21 protein-coding genes are annotated in these 19,782 nt (G+C 34.4%); 17 read left to right on the top strand and 4 right to left on the bottom strand.

Annotated elements, in window-relative coordinates; all coding sequences use genetic code 11:
- The first annotated feature begins 103 nt into the window (after positions 1 to 103).
- Both ABTV69_RS04125 and ABTV69_RS04120 read left to right on the top strand, forming a co-directional pair.
- Positions 104 to 1,603 (top strand): family 43 glycosylhydrolase, encoded by a 1,500-nt coding sequence (locus ABTV69_RS04125; RefSeq protein ID WP_433834411.1) that lies wholly within the window; start codon positions 104 to 106, stop codon positions 1,601 to 1,603.
- Between the two features lie 283 nt (positions 1,604 to 1,886).
- The gene (locus ABTV69_RS04120; protein WP_306153757.1) at positions 1,887 to 2,114 is read left to right on the top strand and encodes a CDGSH iron-sulfur domain-containing protein; all 228 of its coding nucleotides are present in this window, start codon (positions 1,887 to 1,889) and stop codon (positions 2,112 to 2,114) included.
- Positions 2,115 to 2,168: 54 nt separating this feature from the next.
- Here the strand turns inward: ABTV69_RS04120 and ABTV69_RS04115 are convergent, their stop codons facing one another.
- Both ABTV69_RS04115 and ABTV69_RS04110 read right to left on the bottom strand, forming a co-directional pair.
- On the bottom strand, positions 2,169 to 2,912 hold the full coding sequence (locus ABTV69_RS04115; protein ID WP_433834410.1) for a hypothetical protein: 744 nt from the start codon (positions 2,910 to 2,912) through the stop codon (positions 2,169 to 2,171).
- A gap of 52 nt (positions 2,913 to 2,964) precedes the next feature.
- Positions 2,965 to 3,867, bottom strand: coding sequence for a PhzF family phenazine biosynthesis protein (locus tag ABTV69_RS04110; protein WP_433834409.1), 903 nt, complete (start codon positions 3,865 to 3,867; stop codon positions 2,965 to 2,967).
- A gap of 401 nt (positions 3,868 to 4,268) precedes the next feature.
- Between ABTV69_RS04110 and ABTV69_RS04105 the strand changes: the two genes are divergently transcribed.
- Positions 4,269 to 4,445, top strand: coding sequence for a hypothetical protein (locus ABTV69_RS04105; RefSeq protein WP_433834408.1), 177 nt, complete (start codon positions 4,269 to 4,271; stop codon positions 4,443 to 4,445).
- A 143-nt stretch (positions 4,446 to 4,588) separates the two neighbouring features.
- On the opposite strand, the gene ABTV69_RS04100 is transcribed toward ABTV69_RS04105, so the two are convergent.
- A complete protein-coding gene (locus tag ABTV69_RS04100; RefSeq protein ID WP_433834407.1) occupies positions 4,589 to 5,038 on the bottom strand; it encodes a protease complex subunit PrcB family protein in 450 nt (149 codons plus the stop codon).
- Between the two features lie 246 nt (positions 5,039 to 5,284).
- On the opposite strand from ABTV69_RS04100, the gene ABTV69_RS04095 reads away from it, so the two are divergent.
- From ABTV69_RS04095 to proC, 9 genes are all read left to right on the top strand, one after another.
- On the top strand, positions 5,285 to 5,824 hold the full coding sequence (locus ABTV69_RS04095) for a DMP19 family protein (RefSeq protein WP_433834406.1): 540 nt from the start codon (positions 5,285 to 5,287) through the stop codon (positions 5,822 to 5,824).
- Between the two features lie 77 nt (positions 5,825 to 5,901).
- On the top strand, positions 5,902 to 6,825 hold the full coding sequence (locus ABTV69_RS04090) for a hypothetical protein (RefSeq protein WP_433834405.1): 924 nt from the start codon (positions 5,902 to 5,904) through the stop codon (positions 6,823 to 6,825).
- 157 nt (positions 6,826 to 6,982) lie between these two features.
- Complete coding sequence (serS, locus tag ABTV69_RS04085) at positions 6,983 to 8,254, top strand: serine--tRNA ligase (protein WP_433834404.1); 1,272 nt, start codon at positions 6,983 to 6,985, stop codon at positions 8,252 to 8,254.
- A gap of 66 nt (positions 8,255 to 8,320) precedes the next feature.
- Positions 8,321 to 9,166 (top strand): prolipoprotein diacylglyceryl transferase, encoded by an 846-nt coding sequence (lgt, locus tag ABTV69_RS04080; RefSeq protein ID WP_433834403.1) that lies wholly within the window; start codon positions 8,321 to 8,323, stop codon positions 9,164 to 9,166.
- 42 nt (positions 9,167 to 9,208) lie between these two features.
- Positions 9,209 to 10,990, top strand: coding sequence for a tetratricopeptide repeat protein (locus ABTV69_RS04075; RefSeq protein ID WP_433834402.1), 1,782 nt, complete (start codon positions 9,209 to 9,211; stop codon positions 10,988 to 10,990).
- Positions 10,991 to 11,050: 60 nt separating this feature from the next.
- Entirely contained in the window at positions 11,051 to 11,362 is a 312-nt protein-coding gene (locus ABTV69_RS04070; protein ID WP_433834401.1) for a DUF4286 family protein, read from the top strand.
- A 174-nt stretch (positions 11,363 to 11,536) separates the two neighbouring features.
- A complete protein-coding gene (gene rsmA / locus ABTV69_RS04065; protein ID WP_433834400.1) occupies positions 11,537 to 12,322 on the top strand; it encodes a 16S rRNA (adenine(1518)-N(6)/adenine(1519)-N(6))-dimethyltransferase RsmA in 786 nt (261 codons plus the stop codon).
- On the top strand, positions 12,306 to 13,655 hold the full coding sequence (gene mgtE, locus ABTV69_RS04060; RefSeq protein ID WP_433834399.1) for a magnesium transporter: 1,350 nt from the start codon (positions 12,306 to 12,308) through the stop codon (positions 13,653 to 13,655). The genes rsmA and mgtE overlap by 17 nt, the downstream gene beginning before the upstream one ends.
- A gap of 112 nt (positions 13,656 to 13,767) precedes the next feature.
- Positions 13,768 to 14,544 (top strand): pyrroline-5-carboxylate reductase, encoded by a 777-nt coding sequence (gene proC / locus ABTV69_RS04055; RefSeq protein ID WP_433834398.1) that lies wholly within the window; start codon positions 13,768 to 13,770, stop codon positions 14,542 to 14,544.
- 215 nt (positions 14,545 to 14,759) lie between these two features.
- Here proC and nhaA read toward each other — a convergent pair whose 3' ends face one another.
- The gene (gene nhaA, locus ABTV69_RS04050) at positions 14,760 to 15,896 is read right to left on the bottom strand and encodes a Na+/H+ antiporter NhaA (protein WP_433834397.1); all 1,137 of its coding nucleotides are present in this window, start codon (positions 15,894 to 15,896) and stop codon (positions 14,760 to 14,762) included.
- A gap of 254 nt (positions 15,897 to 16,150) precedes the next feature.
- On the opposite strand from nhaA, the gene ABTV69_RS04045 reads away from it, so the two are divergent.
- The 5 genes from ABTV69_RS04045 (at position 16,151) to ABTV69_RS04025 (ending at position 19,718) form a co-directional block, all read left to right on the top strand.
- Positions 16,151 to 17,101 carry a 2-hydroxyacid dehydrogenase gene (locus tag ABTV69_RS04045; RefSeq protein WP_433834396.1) on the top strand — a complete coding sequence of 317 codons (951 nt, stop codon included), beginning with the start codon at positions 16,151 to 16,153 and terminating at the stop codon, positions 17,099 to 17,101.
- A gap of 190 nt (positions 17,102 to 17,291) precedes the next feature.
- A complete protein-coding gene (locus ABTV69_RS04040; RefSeq protein ID WP_433834395.1) occupies positions 17,292 to 17,669 on the top strand; it encodes a DUF4234 domain-containing protein in 378 nt (125 codons plus the stop codon).
- A complete protein-coding gene (locus ABTV69_RS04035; RefSeq protein WP_433834394.1) occupies positions 17,644 to 18,108 on the top strand; it encodes a DUF2752 domain-containing protein in 465 nt (154 codons plus the stop codon). Before ABTV69_RS04040 ends, ABTV69_RS04035 begins: the two co-directional genes overlap by 26 nt.
- Before the next feature lie 77 nt (positions 18,109 to 18,185).
- A complete protein-coding gene (locus ABTV69_RS04030; protein WP_433834393.1) occupies positions 18,186 to 18,458 on the top strand; it encodes a TM2 domain-containing protein in 273 nt (90 codons plus the stop codon).
- Between the two features lie 162 nt (positions 18,459 to 18,620).
- Positions 18,621 to 19,718: a suppressor of fused domain protein gene (locus tag ABTV69_RS04025; protein ID WP_433834392.1), complete on the top strand. Its 1,098-nt coding sequence runs from the start codon at positions 18,621 to 18,623 to the stop codon at positions 19,716 to 19,718.
- The last annotated feature ends 64 nt before the right edge of the window (positions 19,719 to 19,782 follow it).

The following is a 19,782-nucleotide window of genomic DNA, read 5'->3' as shown; positions in this document are numbered from 1 at the left end:
TCTGCGAATTCCTCCGCGCATCTCCGCGTAACAACCCAACAAAATTCTCTTCAACACAAACCTTATGGTCTTTTTGACTATATTTGAAAAAAAATATCAAAACATGAAAAAAATATATCTAGCCTTTTTGGTTCTTTTATCGTTTTGCGGCTATTCTCAATCGCAATTAGCAGAAAGTCTAAAACAAGGGCAATACAGTAATCCGATTTTTGCAGGCGATTATCCAGATCCGAGTTTATTGCGTGATGGAAAAGATTATTATGTGGTGCATTCTTCGTTCGATTATTATCCTGGACTTTTAATTTGGCATTCGACCGACTTAATGAATTGGGAACCGGTAACCAATGCGCTTCACAAATACGTTGGAGCGGTTTGGGCGCCAGATTTAATCAAATACAACAACAAATATTACATCTATTTTCCTGCGAATAACACCAATTTTGTAGTTACAGCCGATTCTATAAATGGTCCGTGGAGCGAACCTGTAGATTTAAAAATCGGGAATATTGATCCAGGACATGTTACCGACGATAAAGGAAATCGCTTTTTATATTTCAGTAACGGCGGTTATGTCGCTTTATCAAAAGACGGACTTTCCGTAACGAGCGAATTAAAACATGTTTATGATGGATGGAAAATTCCGCGCGAATGGAGCATTGAATGTTTTTGTATGGAAGGTCCGAAATTATTCAAACGAGGAGAATATTATTATCTGACTGTTGCAGAAGGGGGCACAGCTGGCCCAGCGACAAGTCATATGGTGATTTCGGCACGATCAAAATCGCCTTTTGGACCTTGGGAAAATTCGCCTCATAATCCGATTGTGAGAACCAATAGCAGTTCTGAAACTTGGTGGTCAAAAGGGCACAGCGCTGTTTTTGAAGATGCAAACGGAAAATGGTGGATGATTTTTCACGGTTATGAAAAAGACTATTACAATTTAGGACGCCAGACTTTGTTGCAACCTGTTGAATGGACAAAAGACGGTTGGTATAAAATTCCTGATAACATACAGACCGATAAACCCATTGCAAAACCAGAAGGGAAAACACTTCCAGAATTTTCTTTGAGTGACAATTTCGGAGGTTCAGCTCTTAAACCACAATGGAAGTTTTATAATGGAACAGAAGCTTCACGATTTAAAGTGGCTAATAATACATTAACAATTGCAGGAAAAGGTGATGGAGTAGGAAACAGTTCTCCGCTAGTAGTTGTTCCAGGCGGACAATCGTATTCTGCTGAGGTTGAAATGGAAATTGAAGGAGATGCAACAGGAGGTTTGGTGCTTTTTTATGATAATAGGTATTATTCTGGAATATTAGCAGATCAAAATAACATTTTGGCAAATCTGAGAGGATGGCAATTTCCAACAGAAAAAAATACGCACACAAGAAAAGTATTTCTTAAACTAAAAAACATCAAAAATACGGTTGATATGTTTTACAGTCTAGATGGAAAAGACTGGAAGAAAATTGAAAATTCGGTAGAAGTTTCAGGATACAATCATAATGTTTTGAGTGGTTTCTTGGGATTAAGAATTGGTCTTTGTTCGATAGGGAAAGGAAGTGTGAAATTTAAAAATTTCGTTTATAAGGCGCTGTAGTTTTTTTTGCCACGAAGCATTAAGATACGAAGATTTTTTGTTCTAGTTTGTCATTTCAATTTCTATGATAAAATGAATGGTTAATCCTTGGCTTAAAACAGTAAGCTTTGCGCCTTAGCGTCTTTGCGAGAACAAAAAATCAAAAAAACTTTGCGTATCTCTGCGAAAAACCTCGGTGAATCTCTGCGTAATTCTCCCATAAAATAGAACCAGTTTAAACTACGTTTCGCGCTTATAAATGAGAATATATTTCGCAATCTTTGCACTCGAAAAAAACAAATTTATGAGCAAGACTAAATTAATCATCAATAAAAACGGTTCTATCAAAATCGAAGGAGATTTTGAAATCATGGATCCAGAAGGAGCACTTTACGGTTTACAAGGAAGATCTGCATTGGGTCTTTGCCGTTGCGGACATTCTGCAAACAAACCATTTTGCGATGGAGCGCACAGAAACAACTTCGAACACGATTCAAAGGCTTTTGATTTGCCGCCAATGAAAACGAACTAAGAAGTTCTATAGTTTTAAATATCTAAAAACCGCATTCTGCCAGATGCGGTTTTTTTATATTTCTTTTAATTGAGGCTTAACTTTGTCAAAAAAACTCTGATAATCATTATTGTTTTCTGGGTTTGTAATTCTTGAAAAGCCACAACTTTCAAAGCAAATTCTTAGATAATCAATAAATGTCGTGTTATGTTCTTCGTACAAAAATGCTCCGTCAATACTTGGTTTCGAATTGATTTTTATTGCATAAGCTTGACCGCCACTTACATTGTCTTTATGATAGTAATCTGCCGAAAGTTCTAATGAAATAAAGCCATCCTCTTCATAATATTCTTGAAATGTTTCAAAAGCATATTCGTCAGTAGCCATTGACACAAGTTCGTCTAAACTTATAATCTGAATAGGATCTGCATATTCCCAAATAAAATCTTCATTCACATTATAATCCCAAGCAAAATTACAAGAGCCTACAATTTGGTAAAACATCTTTAAAGATAACGGCACAAATCCGAATGGTTTAACCGATTCTTCAAGTTTTTGAAGTAACAAATCTCTATTATGAAGAGGTTTTAGGAGTGGACGTTCGAAATTAAACTGAAAATCGGTTTTAAAAAGATAATCGATACTGACTAATTCTTTGTGAATGATGTCTAAATTATAAGCTACTCGCTCAAAAGTTTCTGTCAATACTTTTTCGATGTCACTAAAAGTATCTAGAAGAAATGCATCTTGACCTAATTTGTAGATTTCATCATAAACTTCCTTTGTTTCTCCATTTAAATATCTTTGGTAAAATGTCATAATAGTAAATCTTTAAATCTTCTAAGGCAAAAGGCTGCAAGATAAAAAGAGATTATAAATACAATTCCCCTTTCATTGTAATAATAGAAGAACCGCCAACCAATATATCTTCTTCGCGATTCATCACTTCAATCATTGAAGCTTGTTTTAGTTTTACACCTTGAAGGATTTTATACTCTTTGTCTGATTTAGTGAATTTCTTTTGCGTTAAAAAGCCAATTAGGGGGCCTGCGGCTGTTCCTGTTGCAGGATCTTCATTTATGCCAATAATCGGATTAAAAAATCTCGTTTCGACGATATGATCTTGATCTTCATCTGCTGGAGCGAAACAATAAAAACCTTCAGAATTGTATTCTTTCGAGATTTGGATTAAAAGCTGGTTGTCTGGAACAAAACTATTCAATATTTGGCTGTTTTTGATAGGAACCATTGTATGCGCAACTTCTGTTTTAACGATCGTTGGTACAAAAGAATTGACATCCAAATCTTCAATCTTTAAACCAAGAGCTACCGCAATTTTATACGTTGGGATTTCTTGCTTGATAACTGCCGATTTCTGATGCATTTGAACAACTGGAAATAAAGTGTCTGGATCAAAACTTACCGTGACTGGAATTGCCGAATGGTTCATAATTACAAACGGCTCACTTTCGTTCTGTTCGTCAAAAATGGGAAGTCCTTTTAGTAATGCGCCACAGACTGCACCCAATAAATTATGTCCAGCACCGTCAATTTCAATTCCAGTTGGCGTAAACGAACGAACTACAAGTGCTTTTTCTCTGGAAGAATAATAAACAAAAGAGGTTTCAGAATAGCCAAATTCTTTAGAAATATCCTGATAAGTTTCGAGTTTTAAATTCCCGTCTGTAAAAACGACTGAAAGCGGATTTCCCTTATAGCTTTCGTTTGAGAATACGTCTAAAACGTAATATTCTAATGCTTTTCTTCCGTTCATATTTTTCTATTTTTCCCCTAAATCGATTATGAATGGAATAAAATTACGGTTTATTCTTGTATTTCATAGACACGTTTTGTTTTTCATGGTTATTTTAATATTACTTTTTGATTAAAAATTTGCTTTCTAAATCAAAAAAAGAAATTATAAAAGTTGAAAAATAGTCAGCAAATATTTCATTTTGAATTAATTCGATTAATTTTAAACATTCAAATACTGTTTTGTTTTATGATGTTTAAAAGACTTTCAATAGGATTCTTTTTCTAATGAATAAAGGAGTGGTGCAAAATAAGATTAATCTCTTTTCTGAGATTAATTATAACTCTATTCCTGTTGTCAATTTGAATGAATACAAATAGGCTCAAGGTCGAGACAATCGATTTCAAAATCCTAATATCGCTTTGAGCGTTGCTATTTCTGGTGGAGGGTCTAGAGCTCAGTTTTTTAGCATGAGGGGGCTTTTGGGTTTAGAAGAAATTCAAGAAAACAATTCGAACCGTAATTTTTTGAATGAAGTCGATTATTTTTCGACGGTTTCTGGAGGCTGTTATTCGGCTGGATATATTTGGCAATTCTGAAAAACAAATTGCCTCCAGCTTTAGCTGGAGGTCATAATAGGACAATAAAAAAGGCTTTAGCCAAACTTGTGTGTTTGGCTAAAGCCTTTTGCTTTTAAATCTTTAGAAACCACCCGCTAAATCTGGAGGCAATTCAAAACAGATTATTGCTCAAAAATGATCTTTTTATCTGTTTTGTCTGTTTTGATAATATCGTAAGGTCTTGATAATTTTAAAGTGCTATTGCCGTTTTTTAGTTTTTCAACTTTTACAATTATGGTATTTCGATTTTCGGTAATTTCAACAATATCTATAGAATGGCCATCAGTGTTTTGGGTTTTGTCTATTACGGCAATAACTTGATATTTGTCGAAATCAATATTTATTTCCTTAAAGTTTTTAGACAAATCTGTAGAAACGTTCATTTCTGTAATTAGTCTGTCCCAAGCTTTTTGATCCTTAATAATTAAATGTCTTGGCGCAAGGCTTTCGTCATTAGGAAAAGAATCTCCTTTAGCTATTAACGAATATTGCACATCAGAGTTTGGTAAATCTTCATTCTCGCAACTTGTTAAAGCTAGCAAAATGCTAAATATTAGGATAATCTGTTTCATGATTTTGGTTTTGGTTTTAAAACTTTTGCATAAAGTTTTATCTATATAAACAGATGCATTTGTATCCAAATAGTTGCGTAAAAAAGGTGTTTAGTTTTATTAGCATCTTTATATTAGATAAAGATAACGCTAATTCTGATCAAATATTGCCTCAATCGAATAAATGTGTAGAAAAACTATTAAATTCTACGGAAGAATAATTTATTTGCCTCAACTTTGCAAAACAATCTTTAAACAAAAACTCACATGGAATTCGGTAAAATCATCATTTCAGAAAGTGCGGCGAATAGTGAAAACCCGCAAGACGTTGTAAATTCTAATATTTCGGTAATCAATTTAATGCGTGAAGAAAAAATAGACGACGATTTGATTCATGAAGATGCTTTGATGAGTTATTATTTAGATTTTTACGCTTCAAAATATGCAGAGGGAAACTTTTCTAAGTTTGTTTACGATTCTGGATGGAATAAGGAATTAAACGAGTTAATCGAAGAAGGTTTAGCTTTAATCGGTGCAGAAAAACATTTGGAATTATTTAAAGAGCAATGTCGTAAACTGCGTTTGCAGAGCACTATTAAATTAGGAAAATTTTTAAAAGAAAAATACGATACTCCAAACGCTTTTAGAGATTTGCTAAATAACAACGCTTATTTTGAACTAGACGAAAATCTAGTTGCATTGAATGCTGCTTTTTTAAAATCACATCCCGATACAGATGTGCTTTCGGTTGAAGAAATGTTTAAAACATTAGAAGAGTTTGTTGGACACGAAATTAAGAGAGATTAAGTTTTTATTTTTTAGCTGTGGTTTGTAAGAAAATTATATATTTGGAATGCCCAAAAAATCTAACAAACCGAAAATCTATGAAAAAAACGATTCTTTTAAGCGGCGTTTTGATGTTTTTCTTTTCCTGCGGAAAAAAAGAAGATGTTAAAAACGCTGCCGAAGTTCAGTATCAAGAGCTGCTTTCAGAAACGCAAGCACATCTTGCTCATAACAAAAAGCCCATAAAAAAACTCATTTTTAAAAATCTGGATGAAATTGAAGATTCAAAAGAAATGAATCTGCAGCTGCTTTCAAAAGTAGCCTCTCATCTCAAAATCAAATATTCCGATATTAAAATTGCAGAATCAAGCTCAATCAATTATGATGAACAAACTGTTTTTTTTGTTCTTACAACAGTATCACATGACAAGAAAGCATTTAGAACCAGCGATGATGATGAAGAACTTGGCAATTATTTTCAGCGCAAGTACTTGTTTGTAAATCGCGAAAATGGAAGCATAATTGCTGAAGAATTTGATGAAAACCTCGGTTATTATGATAATGAAGCCATCCAGTTTTCGAAATCACATATTTTAAAAGATTTGGTTTTTCTGGACGAAAAAACGCTTGCAATTGGATTTTATACCCAAGCCAGCGCAAGAAGCCGAATTGTATTGTACTCTGAACAAAAATTTACACTAATTGCTTTAATAGACAATGAGATAAAAAAGGTATTATACGAATATCCTATTCGATTAACCAACGGCGATTCTAACGGAAGCGGTACTTTTCAAATCGAAACCTTAGAAACAGGAATGAGTTTTTCGGATCACAAAACAAACGGTTATTTTGATCTGCTAATCACTAAAAACTTTTCTTATGAAGAAGCTGTTGAAGAAGATCTAGAAAACGGAGTTATACAACAAAGCGATCTGAAAACTAAAAAAGAATTGGAAAAGATTAAGTTTAACGGAAAAGATTATGCTTTTCATAGAGACGACAGGCATCGTTTCTTAGAATAAACAGTATAAATTTCAAATAATACGAAAAGCACTTTTAGGGTGCTTTTGCGGTTTATAGATGATTTCGGTTTTACTGCAAAACTTTGACCTATTGTTAACAAACATTTCCTTAAATTTGCTTCCGTTATAAAAATAGAATAGTTATAAAAAACAAGCTATGTTACAAATTGCATTTATTAGAGACAATCAAGAGAAAGTAATCAAAGCTTTAGCAAAACGAAATATCGATGCTAAAAGCGTTGTTGAAGAAGTGGTTCAATTAGACGAAAATCGTCGTGCTGCACAAGTAGAATTAGACAATACTTTATCAGAATCTAATAAATTGTCCAAAGATATTGGTGAATTGATGAAAGCTGGAGAGAAAGCTAAAGCAGCAATCTTAAAAGAAAAAACAGTTTCACTAAAAGAGAAAAGCAAAGAACTGAGCGAAAAAGCAGAAGCTTTGGCTGTTGAGTTAACCAATAAATTATACACTTTACCAAATCTTCCAGCGGATATTGTTCCTGAAGGAAAGACTCCAGATGATAACGTAAATGTTTTTCAAGAAGGCGATATTCCGGTTTTACACGAAGGCGCGCAACCGCATTGGGAATTGGTAAAGAAATACGACATCATCGATTTTGAATTGGGTGTAAAAATTACTGGAGCAGGATTTCCTGTTTATAAAGGAAAAGGAGCTCGTTTACAACGTGCTTTAATCAATTACTTTTTAGACAAAAATACCGCTGCAGGTTATAACGAAGTTCAGGTTCCTCATTTGGTAAACGAAGCTTCTGGATACGGAACAGGACAATTGCCAGATAAAGAAGGGCAGATGTATCATGCAGGTTTAGACGATTTATATCTAATTCCAACGGCTGAGGTTCCAGTTACGAATTTATTCCGTGATGTAATCTTAAACGAAAGCGAATTGCCAGTTTTACAAACAGCATACACGCCATGTTTCCGTCGTGAGGCAGGTTCTTACGGAGCGCACGTTCGCGGATTAAACCGTTTGCACCAATTTGACAAAGTAGAAATCGTTCGCATCGAGCATCCAGACAATTCTTATGCAGCATTAGATGGAATGGTAGAACATGTTAAAAATATTCTTCAAGAATTGAAATTGCCATATAGAATTTTACGTCTTTGCGGTGGCGATATGGGATTCACATCTGCTTTAACTTACGATTTTGAAGTGTTTTCAACTGCTCAAGATCGCTGGTTAGAGATTAGTTCTGTTTCTAACTTTGAAACTTTCCAGGCAAACCGTTTGAAATTACGTTTCAAAGACAAAGAAGGAAAAAATCAATTGGCGCACACGCTTAACGGAAGTTCGTTAGCGCTTCCACGTGTTTTAGCAGGAATCATTGAAAATTATCAAACTCCAGAAGGAATCGTAATCCCAGAGGTTTTACGTCCTTACTGCGGATTTGATATTATAAACTAATTTTTTAAGGTTAAACCCGACTGTTTTTTTAAACCTGTCGGGTTTCTTAAATGTAAAAAACAACAAATGAAAAACGGTATCTTAAACTGGAACGTTGATCCCGTTATATTCTGGATTACAGATAGTTTTCCTCTTAAATATTACGGAGCTCTTTTTGCCTGCGGACTTCTTCTCGGGTTTTATATCGTAAGAAACATTTATAAAAAAGAAAATCTTTCTTTAGACAATCTTGACTCTTTATTGATTTATGTCATCGTCGGAACCGTTCTGGGCGCAAGACTGGGACATTGTTTCTTTTACGAACCTGATTATTTTTTTAAGCATCCGATAGAAATTCTTTTACCAATTCAGAAAATAAAAGGAGTTTATCAGTTTGTAGGGTATCAAGGTTTAGCAAGTCACGGAGGTTCGATTGGAGTAATTACGGCAATGATTTTATATTGTCGAAAATACAAAGTCCAATTCTTAGAGCTTTTAGATAAAATGGCTGTTGCGGTTCCTGTAACTGGCGCTTTTATAAGAATGGGGAATTTTATGAATTCTGAAATCTATGGAAAACCAACTAATGGAAATTGGGGTGTGGTTTTTCAGCGAGACGATTTAATTCCGAGACATCCAACTCAATTGTATGAGGCATTTGCTTATTTATTGATTTTTGGAATTTTGTTTTACATGTACAAATCAGAAAAAATCAGAAATGCACAGGGATTAATCTTCGGAACTTTCTTAACTTTATTATTTACAGCTCGTTTCATAATTGAATTTTTCAAGGAAAATCAAGAAGCTTTCGAAAATAATATGCTAATTAATATGGGGCAGATTTTAAGTATTCCGTTCATTTTAATTGGTTTAGGTTTGATTTTTTGGAAAAGTAAAAAAGCCACAGTTGATAGTGACAGTTTACAGTTTTAAATAACGACTGAAAACTGCGACTGGACTGAAACTAAAAAAAATATGAAAAACATATTGATTTGTATCGTTTTATTATGTTCTGGTTTTGCATTTGGTCAAAACGAGCAGTTGGCCCAATATTACTACGATAAAGGAGATTTTGATAAAGCTAAAATCAGTTATGAAGAGCTTTTGCGAGCAGCGCCGTCCAATACTCAATATTTTTTAAGAACTGTCGATTGTTATCAGCAATTGCAGCAATACGCAAATGCCGAAAAAGCAATTCAAGATCGTTTCAATCGCTATAAACAAGGTGTTTTTTTAGTTGAATTGGGATACAACTTTCAATTGCAGAAAAACGATTCGAAAGCTAAAAATTATTACGAACAAGCAATCGAAAAAATAAAAACGAGTCCGAATGATGTGTACGGAGTTGCAAGTTCATTTGAGAAAAAGGTATTGTTGGAATATGCTTTAAAAGCGTATCAAACGGCAATGCAAGTTCAGCCGAACTTTAATTTCAATTTTCAAATCGGAATGCTGTACGGCCAGTTAGGAAAAACCGATTTGATGATTGATTTGTTATTGACAGAATCTTTTACAAATCCGCAAAATACCAATTTGATTCAGACGCAATTGTCTCGATTCATGAATGGTGAAACCGATAATACGGCTTTCAAAGATGCCATGCGAAAAGCATTGATATTGAAAACGCAGAAAGATCAAGAGGTTTTCTGGAATCATTATTTAAGCTGGTTTTATGTACAGCAGAAAGAATTCGGTAAAGCGTTTATTCAAGAAAAAGCCATTTACAAGCGCGAGCCAGAATCGTTGATGAGTATCGTCAATCTGAGTCAGTTTGCAATGAATGAAGATGATGATGAAACAGCAGTTGAAATCTTAAATTTTATTCTTCAAAATACTAAAGATCGAGATTTACTAATTCAGAGCAATGCCTATTTAATGCAGATTAAGATTGATAATGCGCAGGAAAAAGATTATCCAGCCATCAATCAGGAATTGCAGCAATTAGTGGCAACTTACGAAATCAATCCTTTTAGCTTATCTTTGCAAATCATTCAAGCTCATTTTTTGGCTTTTAATTTGAAAAAACCAGAAGAAGGCAAGGCAGTGATCAAAAAAGCCCTAGAATTGAATTTAAACGAATATCAAAAAGCCGACGCTAAAATGGAATTGGCTGATATTTTGCTTTTGGAAGAAAAGTACAATCAGGCGCTGATTTATTATTCACAGATTCAATTGGATTTAAAGAACGATGTAATGGCGCACGAAGCTAGTTTGAAAGCTGCCAAAACAAGTTATTACAAAGGCGATTTTGAATGGGCAAATAAACAGTTTAAAGAATTAAAAGCGGCGAACACGCAATTAATTGCCAACGATGCTCTAGAATATTTTCTTTTAATTAATGATAATACGGCAGCAGATTCGACTCAAGTGGCTTTGAAACAATTTGCAAAAGGCGATTTTTTAATTTATCAAAATAAAAAGCAAGAAGCGATAGCACAGTTTCAGAATATTCTGAAAGCCTATAAAGGTCAAGAAATTGAAGCCGTGACTTTGCTTCGTTTAGGAAAAGTTTATGAGAGCCAGAAAGATTTTGCTTCGGCTTTAAGCCAATATCAGCAGATTATAGACAATCACAGTGACGGAATTTATGTAGACGAAGCGTTGTTTTTCTCGGCTGAAATTTATAACGACGAATTAAAAGAACCAGAAAAGGCAAAGCCTTTATATGAAAAGGTAATTTTTAACCATCAAGACAGTATTTACTTTGTCGATGCTAGAAAAAAATACCGAGAATTGAGAGGGGATAAGAATTTGTAATTCTGTTTAAGCGGTTAATCGATTAACCGTTTAACCGGATAAACGATTAAACAAGAAAAAATGATTATTTACAACGTTACCACAAATATACACGAAAGCGTTCACGACCAATGGTTAAAATGGATGCAGGAAAAACACATACCAGAAATTCTAGCAACGAATAAATTTTTTTCTGCAAGAATTGTAAAAGTTCTGGTTGAAGAAGAAATGGGTGGCATTACTTACTCAGTGCAGTACGTGACTGATAGCAAAGAAACTTTGGAAAAGTTTTATATCGAAGATGAACCAGAATTTCACCGAGAAGCTTTGAGTCTATTTGCAGATAAGATGCTTTCTTTTAGAACAGAATTAGAAGTTATTTCAGAACATTAATTTTTTAGTTTTTAGTCTTCGATCTCGTTTTTTTAGTTCAAAAATTGAGGAAAAGAACAAAAACTGGTTGTCTTTGAGCACTAATGGCAAAAAAAACGAAAATAAAGCTTTGCTTCTTAGTGCCTTTAGAACAAAAAGAATACTTTTGCAGCCTCGTGACAAACAAGAATTGAAATGGAAAAAGTAAAAGCAAAAAAACATTTAGGACAGCACTTTCTTAAGGATGAAAGTATCGCAAAAGCTATTGCCGATACTTTGACGCTTAAAGGATATGATGAGGTTTTAGAAATAGGACCAGGAATGGGTGTGCTTACTAAATATTTGCTTGAAAAACCAATCAACACGCACGTTATTGAGATCGATACCGAATCGGTAGCGTATTTGGATGCCAATTATCCAAAATTAAAAGATAAAATTATCTCTCAGGATTTCCTGAAGTATAATATAAATGAAGTTTACCAAAATAAACAGTTTGCCATAATAGGCAACTTTCCGTATAATATTTCTTCTCAGATTGTTTTTAGAACATTAGAACTTAGAGACCAAATTCCAGAATTTTCGGGAATGTTTCAAAAAGAAGTGGCGGAGCGCATCTGTGAGAAGAAAGGCTCAAAAACCTACGGAATATTATCAGTTTTAGCTCAGGCTTTCTATGATACCGAGTATCTGTTTACTGTTAATGAAAACGTTTTTATTCCTCCGCCCAAGGTGAAATCGGGTGTGATGAGAATGACCCGAAAGGAAGATTACAGTCTTCCTTGTAGCGAAAAGTTGTTTTTTACAGTAGTAAAAACCGCTTTTCAGCAGAGACGAAAAACATTACGTAACAGTTTGAAAACATTAAATTTATCAGACAATTTGCGAGAAGACACTATCTTTGATAAACGTCCAGAGCAATTAAGTGTTGATGAATTTATTGAACTAACTCAAAAAATAGAAACCGATGGAGTTCAAAGTTAGTAGAGAGTTTATACACCAGTTAGAGGAACTTATCAATAAGAAAAGCGACAACGAACTTGAAGTTTTACTTAATGATTTGCACCATGCTGATATTGCCGAAATCTTAGAAGAATTAGATTTTGATGAGGCAACTTATATCTTTAAGGTTTTAGATAGTGATAAAACAGCTGAAATTCTTCTAGAATTAGAAGAGGATTTGCGTGAAAACATCTTAAGCCGACTTTCACCAAAGGAAATCGCGGAAGAGCTTGATGAGCTTGAAACCAATGACGCTGCCGACATTATCGCCGAACTTTCGCAAGAAATTAAAGCGGAAGTAATCTCGGAGTTAGTTGACGTTGAACATGCCAAGGACATTGTTGATCTTTTGCGTTACGACGAAAATACGGCCGGTGGTTTGATGGGAAAAGAGCTTGTAAAAGTGAATGAAAATTGGAATGTTTTAACCTGCGTTAAAGAAATGAGAATTCAGGCAGAAAATGTTTCGAGAGTACATTCTATCTACGTAGTGGATGATGAAAATCGACTAAAAGGAAGACTATCACTAAAAGATTTATTGACTTCTTCAACCAAAACTCAAATTGGAGAAGTTTATATTAGAAAATTAAACTTTGTAAACGTCGATACAGAAGATGTTGAGGTGGCTCGTATCATGCAGAAGTATGATTTGGAGGCGATTCCTGTTGTGGACGAGTTAGGGCGTTTGGTAGGAAGAATTACCATCGACGATATCGTAGACGTAATCAAAGAAGAGGCTGATAAAGATTACCAATTAGCAGCGGGTATTACACAAGATGTTGAATCCAATGACAGTGTTTACGAACTGACCAAAGCACGTTTGCCTTGGCTTTTGATTGGAATGGTAATCGAAATTGTGGCATCGTTTGTTCTGAAAGGAAACGAAAGTACTTTTCAAAAATATTCTACTTTAATCATTTTTGTGCCTCTATTGTCTGCGACGGCAGGAAATATTGGAGTTCAAGCTTCGGCAATTGTTGTGCAAGGTTTGGCAAATGGAACTTTAAAAGATTTTAGCCGCGGTTATTTTACTAAAGAAATTACCGTTTCTATGATATCTGGAAGTATTATCTCTTTGCTTTTATTGTGCTATCATTCCATCATGTACCAGCAGTATTTGGTCGGATTTGCGATTTCGATTTCTATGATTGTGGTGATTCTTTTTGCTGCAACTTTAGGAACTTTAGTGCCGCTTTTCTTGAACAAAAATAAAATTGACCCCGCAATTGCCACAGGTCCGTTTATCACTACAACCAACGATGTATTTGGAATTATGCTCTACTTTGGAGTAGCTAACTTGATTCTTGGATTCTAGATTTTTGCCACAAATTTGGGGATTACAGTGATTTAAGATCTCGAAAATCTACGTAATTTACAGGCGGAAAAAAAAGCTGTTTACTAGTCAGAAATAATTAAAGCCAACCAGAATGAAAGTACACATTATTGGAGGAGGAAACCTTGGGGTTTCTATTGCCTTGGGAATTGCCAAATTCTCGAAAAACAACCAAGTTACAGTCACAAGAAGAAACATAGCAAGTATTCAATATTTATCTGAATATGGAATTACGATTTCAAACGATAATAAACACAACATCCAGGAAGCTGATGTTGTAATCTTAACTATAAAACCGTATCAAGTAGATACTGTTTTGGCTGAAATTCTGCCAGTTATTAAAAATAAAACAATTGCATCTGCAGTAAGCGGATTGTCGTTGGAAGTGCTTCAAACCAAAACAAACTACGAATATCCTGTTGTACGCATTATGCCAAATATTGCGGCTCAATTTGGAGAATCGGCAACTTGTATTTCTTTTCCAGAAAAGTATGCAGCAAATGCTTCGCCAATTGTTGATTTATTCCAAGATTTAGGAACTGCTCCAGTAATCGACGAAAAGTTAATGGATGCGGCAACAGTTTTAGGTGCGTGCGGAACGGCTTATGCATTGCGTTATATTCGTGCCTCTATGCAAGCCGGAATCGAAATTGGTTTTGATTCTAACACTGCTTTAGCAATTGCAGCACAAACAGTAAAAGGAGCGGCTAAAATGCTTTTAGAAGAACGAGTGCACCCAGAACAATTAATCGACCGTGTTACGACGCCTCAAGGTTGTACAATTGTCGGTTTAAATGAAATGGAGCATAATGGTTTTAGTTCTTCATTAATTAAAGGAATCAAAACTTCTTTGAAACAAATCAAAGGTTAGGTTACTTAAATTTCAATATTAAAAAATCCAAATTCCAATTTATCATTGGGATTTGGATTTTTTTTTGTTTTGGTAAAGAACTTTGTCAAAGTTGAATATGTTTTGGTTTTATTTTGACGGAGAAGAAATCATTAAATTGGCTACCCAAAGTATTTAAATTGGAATTTTGACTATTGGAGTTTAGGATTTTAATTGGAATTTAAAAAATTAAGATTTCATTTTTTACTAAGCGTGTACTTCAAATAAACAAATCCCATAAGGCCAGCTATGAAAGAAGCGATTAGAATTGCTATTTTAGAAAAAACAATAACTTCAGGGTTTTTGAATGCCAAAACAGTAATGAAGATTGACATGGTAAAACCAATTCCGCCTAGCATTCCTGCGCCTAGAATATGTGCCCATTTTAAGTTTTTTGGCAACATGCATAAACCTGACGTCACACCAACTGATGAGAAAAGCAAAATTCCGAGTGGTTTTCCAACTACAAGACCCAAAATGATTCCGTATGTATTGACATGATTAAGACCTTCATGCCAGTTTTCAGTAATAGGCAAAGCGGTATTGGCAATCGCGAACAATGGCAAAATGAAAAAAGCTACAGGCTGATGCAGAAAATGCTGTAGTCTGTATGAAGATGTTTTTTCGCCACCATCACCAAATGGAATTACAAATGCTAAAATCACACCCGTTATCGTGGCATGAACTCCAGAATTAAGCATAAAATACCACATTACAACTCCACCAATGAGATACGGAATAAGATTGTGAATTTTCATTCTGTTTAGAACAAATAGAAGGCACCAGATTCCAAGCGCGATTCCGAGGTTTAAAAAGGAGATCGATGTGGTGTAAAAAACGGCAATAACGATTATAGCTCCCAAATCGTCAATTACAGCCAAAGCGGTCAAAAAGACTTTTAACGAGGCAGGAACTCTGCTGCCAAGAAGCGATAATATCCCGATCGCAAAAGCAATATCGGTTGCCATCGGTATTCCGGCACCATTTTGTGTGGTTGTTCCATAATTCAATGCTAAAAATATGGCGGCTGGAACCAACATTCCTCCAAAAGCGGCTATTATAGGGAGCGATGCATTCTTTATATTCGATAATTCACCATGATAAATCTCTCTTTCCAGTTCCAAACCAATCAAAAGAAAGAATATGGTCATTAATCCATCATTGATCCAATCTGTTACAGAATGGCCTGCAATTTCTTTCTCCCAAAAAGAAACATATGGAACTTGAATGGAAGAATTAGCGAGAAATAGCGATATAAGTGTGACACAGAGCAAGATAATTCCTCCTGATTTTTCGTTTTCAAAAAAGGCTGTAAAAGTCTTGGTTAATTTCATTTGAGAGGATTTTCTGGAGTATTGAAGATGGAATTGAAAAATTCTTATTCTTTCAAAGTTAAAAAAAAAACTGGGCAATAAAAAGACATTTGACACAATGCCGAAAGCTATCGGGACAAAGGCAGGAAGCTTTTTAAGTTTTTTGGTGTTGTATTTTTCTGCCCGGCTTTGCGACTCTGCGAGATTAAACATTAAGCTTGAAATGAAATCTTAAAGAATTCCCGTATTTTTGTGCTTTTAAAATTCAACACAAAATGAGTATAAAAATTCTTCATATCGACAGCAATAATCCAATTCTTTGGAATCAATTGGAGGAAGCTGGTTTCGAAAATCACGCCGATTTTAAATCTTCAAAAGAAGAAATCGAATCAAAAATCCAAGACTATAATGGAATTGTAATCCGCAGTCGTTTCAAGATTGACAAGACTTTTTTAGACGCTGCAACAAAGTTGCAATTTATCGCAAGAGTTGGTGCGGGTCTAGAAAGCATTGATTGTGAGTATGCTTCTTCTAAAGGAATTCATCTCATTGCTGCTCCAGAAGGGAACCGCAATGCTGTTGCAGAACATTCGCTTGGCGTAATTTTATCTTTATTTAATAATCTAAACCAAGCAGATGCCGAAGTTAAAGCAGGTCACTGGAATCGAGAAAGCAATCGCGGTCACGAGTTGGATTTAAAAACGGTCGGGATTATCGGTTATGGAAATATGGGTAAAGCTTTTGCTAAAAAATTAAGAGGTTTCGAAAGTGAAGTGTTATGCTACGATATTTTGGATAATGTGGGCGACGAAAATGCCAAACAAGTGTCTTTGGAAGAACTGCGCGAAAAAGCAGATGTTTTAAGTCTTCATCTTCCCTGGACACCAGAAACAGATAAATTGGTTAATAGTGACTTTATAAATGCGTTTAAAAAGCCGTTTTGGATCATAAACACTTCGCGTGGTAAAAACATTGTGACGGCTGATTTGGTTAAGGCGATGAAAGAGAAAAAAGTGCTTGGAGCAGGTTTGGATGTTTTAGAGTATGAAAAACTTTCATTTGAAACCTTGTTCCAAGAGAATACTACGCCAGAAGCACTTCAATATTTAATGGAAGCAAAAAATGTGCTTTTAACACCGCATATTGCAGGCTGGACTTTTGAGAGTCATGAACGATTGGCGCAAGTAATTGTAGATAAAATTAAGGCCATTTACAACAAAAAATAGCCTACAGCCGTTAGGGCATTAATAACGAGGTTTTTCTTCTAAAATTTATTTAGCAAGATTAGTTTTATTTGTTAATTTTTAATAATATTGTTTCCGAATTTCGAAAGAATGAATCTAAATAAGTTCTTTAGAAATTTGGAGAAACCGAAAATCCAAAGAGTAGGAGTTAACGAATTTTATTAAGGAAAAGATGGAATTACAGCAAACATCGAATAATTTTGAAGAACCAATCCCAGTATTTAAAGTAGATCCAGTAATGGTATTGCTTTTTGGATTTTTAACATGTGGATTGTATTTAATTTATTGGAATATTAAAGTAGCGGAGGTTTTTAATGCGGTAGCAAAAAAAGAAGTTATTTCACAACCAATTGCAATTTTTGCAGGTTGTTGTATGCCAGTTAATATTTATTTCTATTACTTAGCAGGTAAAGAAGCATTGCCAAAAGTATATGAGAAAACAGGCGAACTTCAAAAAGATCAATCTACTTTACTAATTGTTTTAGGATTCTTTTTTCCTATTGCGGCAGCAATGATCGTTCAAGGTGATATCAACAGATTATACAAATAATATTCAAACAAGACGTAAAATTTACGGAATTATCGGTGCTTTAATTACACTGATAGTTCCGTTTTTTATAATGCTTGATAATCATAATGATCATTTAGAAAGAGATCAGTCATTTTGCCCCTTTAAAATGTTGACGGGATTTCCTTGTCCAGGATGCGGAATCACAAAATCGTTAGTTTACTTTTATCAAGGAGATTTATATAAATCAATAAGCTATCATATTTTAGGCCCTTTTGTCATTGCATTTTGCATTGCGACGATTTTGGTGCTGGCTATGGAGTTGATAACCAAAAAAGAATATTTCACAGGGCTTTTGTACAATAGAAGACTAGCTTATGGACTAGCTGTTTTTTTAGGCGTTTATCATTTTATAAGACTAATTCTCTTTGTAAAAAATAACTCTTTTGATGATATATTGCACCAATCTATTTGGTTTTAATAAAGATATAAACTGGTTGTATTCAAGAATCAGTTTTTTTGTTCGAGTACTATTTTAAGAATTATAAAATTAAGATTATGGAAAATACAAAAAGAGAAGATTGGAATAATCCGCGTTATCGGGAGGAAAATAAAAAAGTATTAGCCGGAATTCTAGCCATTTTATTAGGATATTTAGGAATTCATAAATTTTATTTGGGTTATACTAGAGAGGGTATCATTCAGTTGATTTTAGGATTTATGTTCGGAATCGGCGGCATAATAGGAATTATTGAAGGTATTCTATATTTGACCAAAAGTGATGAAGAGTTTTATCAAACGTATCAAGTTGGTCAGAGAGGCTGGTTTTAAATAAAAGGAACAAAATCAAAAAGCCCATTCATTGTTGAATGGGCTTTTTGATTTTGTGGAATAAAGAAATAAAGATGAAGAGTTTTATTTAGAATACTGTTTTTTTTAATAAAAGTCGTTAATTTCAATATGAATTTTAATCTGATAAAATAATAAAGAAATATGGGATTATTTAGCAGAAATAATAAGATTGAAAGACCTAAGGTTATTCTTGAATTAAGAAGTCCTAGTTGCCCAATCACTGCAATTGTAGAACAAGATAATAGAGTGGCCTATTTTTATCTATTTGGTGATAACGAAGATTTTGGTGTAAAAAGCTGTTGGATTAGAAATTTAATTAAAGCACCCGATGAAATAGAGGTAAAATTGATGGAAAAAGGGGTTCCTCCTATGTTGACCAAAGAGTTTTGTAAATTTCCAGAAGGGCAGGTTGCGGTTAATGCTAAGGATCTTGAAATTGTCTGGCTGGAAGAAGGAGATGGAGCGGCATTGTTGGAAAATGGACAAATTTTGTGTGTAATTCCAAGCTGGGGAGGAGATGCAGGATTTCTTGGGTACGCTCGAGATTGTATTGGTCAGGGTAATTTTGCTTGGGAGTTAGCTGAAGATAATGAAATGAGAAAACGCGTGAAAAATGCTGTTTCATTTATTAAAGCTTGGGGTGAAGAAGAGAATCCTTTTCAGTCGCTGCAGCCAAAAATCTTAAACTACTATGATGAAGTATTTGGAGAAAGCGTGAAATATTATGCAATCGACAATTCAGAGTGGCCTCCAAAGGGTCTTTACGTATACGAAGGAGAAGAAAAGATTGTTTTTGCAACTGTAGCGGTAGCATTACGACCACAGCCAAAAATCGAAATGTATTTTGAAGATTCCAGCAGGATAAATAGAATTGAAATTGGGATTATGCTGAAGACAGGATTAACAAATGATGAAATAAACAATGTTGCAAGCTTGATAAGTGGCATTACAACAATTCCTTGGGATTATATCACATTTTTGGGTGAAGGTCATACAGTAGAATTCCAAAACATTGTAAGTGAAAAATTTAAGTATGCGATTCTAACTAAAAAACTAAAGCTTCTGCCTCCAATGAATGTGCCCTCTTTTGGAGATTCACAAACAAATTTTTTATGGATTGTACCTGTTTCAGATCGAGAATGGAGGGTAATAAAAGAGTCTGGCTCTCAGGTTGTACTAGATAAACTTACTGCTATTGGGGAAGAAATATTTAATTTTGAACGAGAAGAAGTTGTTTGAGAATAAAGTAAAAAAGGAAACCCATAAACTTAAGTTTATGGGTTTTCCTTTTTTATGATTGATT

The sequence above is a fragment of the Flavobacterium anhuiense genome (assembly GCF_050990855.1).
GTDB lineage: Bacteria > Bacteroidota > Bacteroidia > Flavobacteriales > Flavobacteriaceae > Flavobacterium > Flavobacterium anhuiense_C.
Note: the sequence above shows the minus strand (reverse complement) of the source record. Positions and strands in the feature narration are given on the sequence as shown.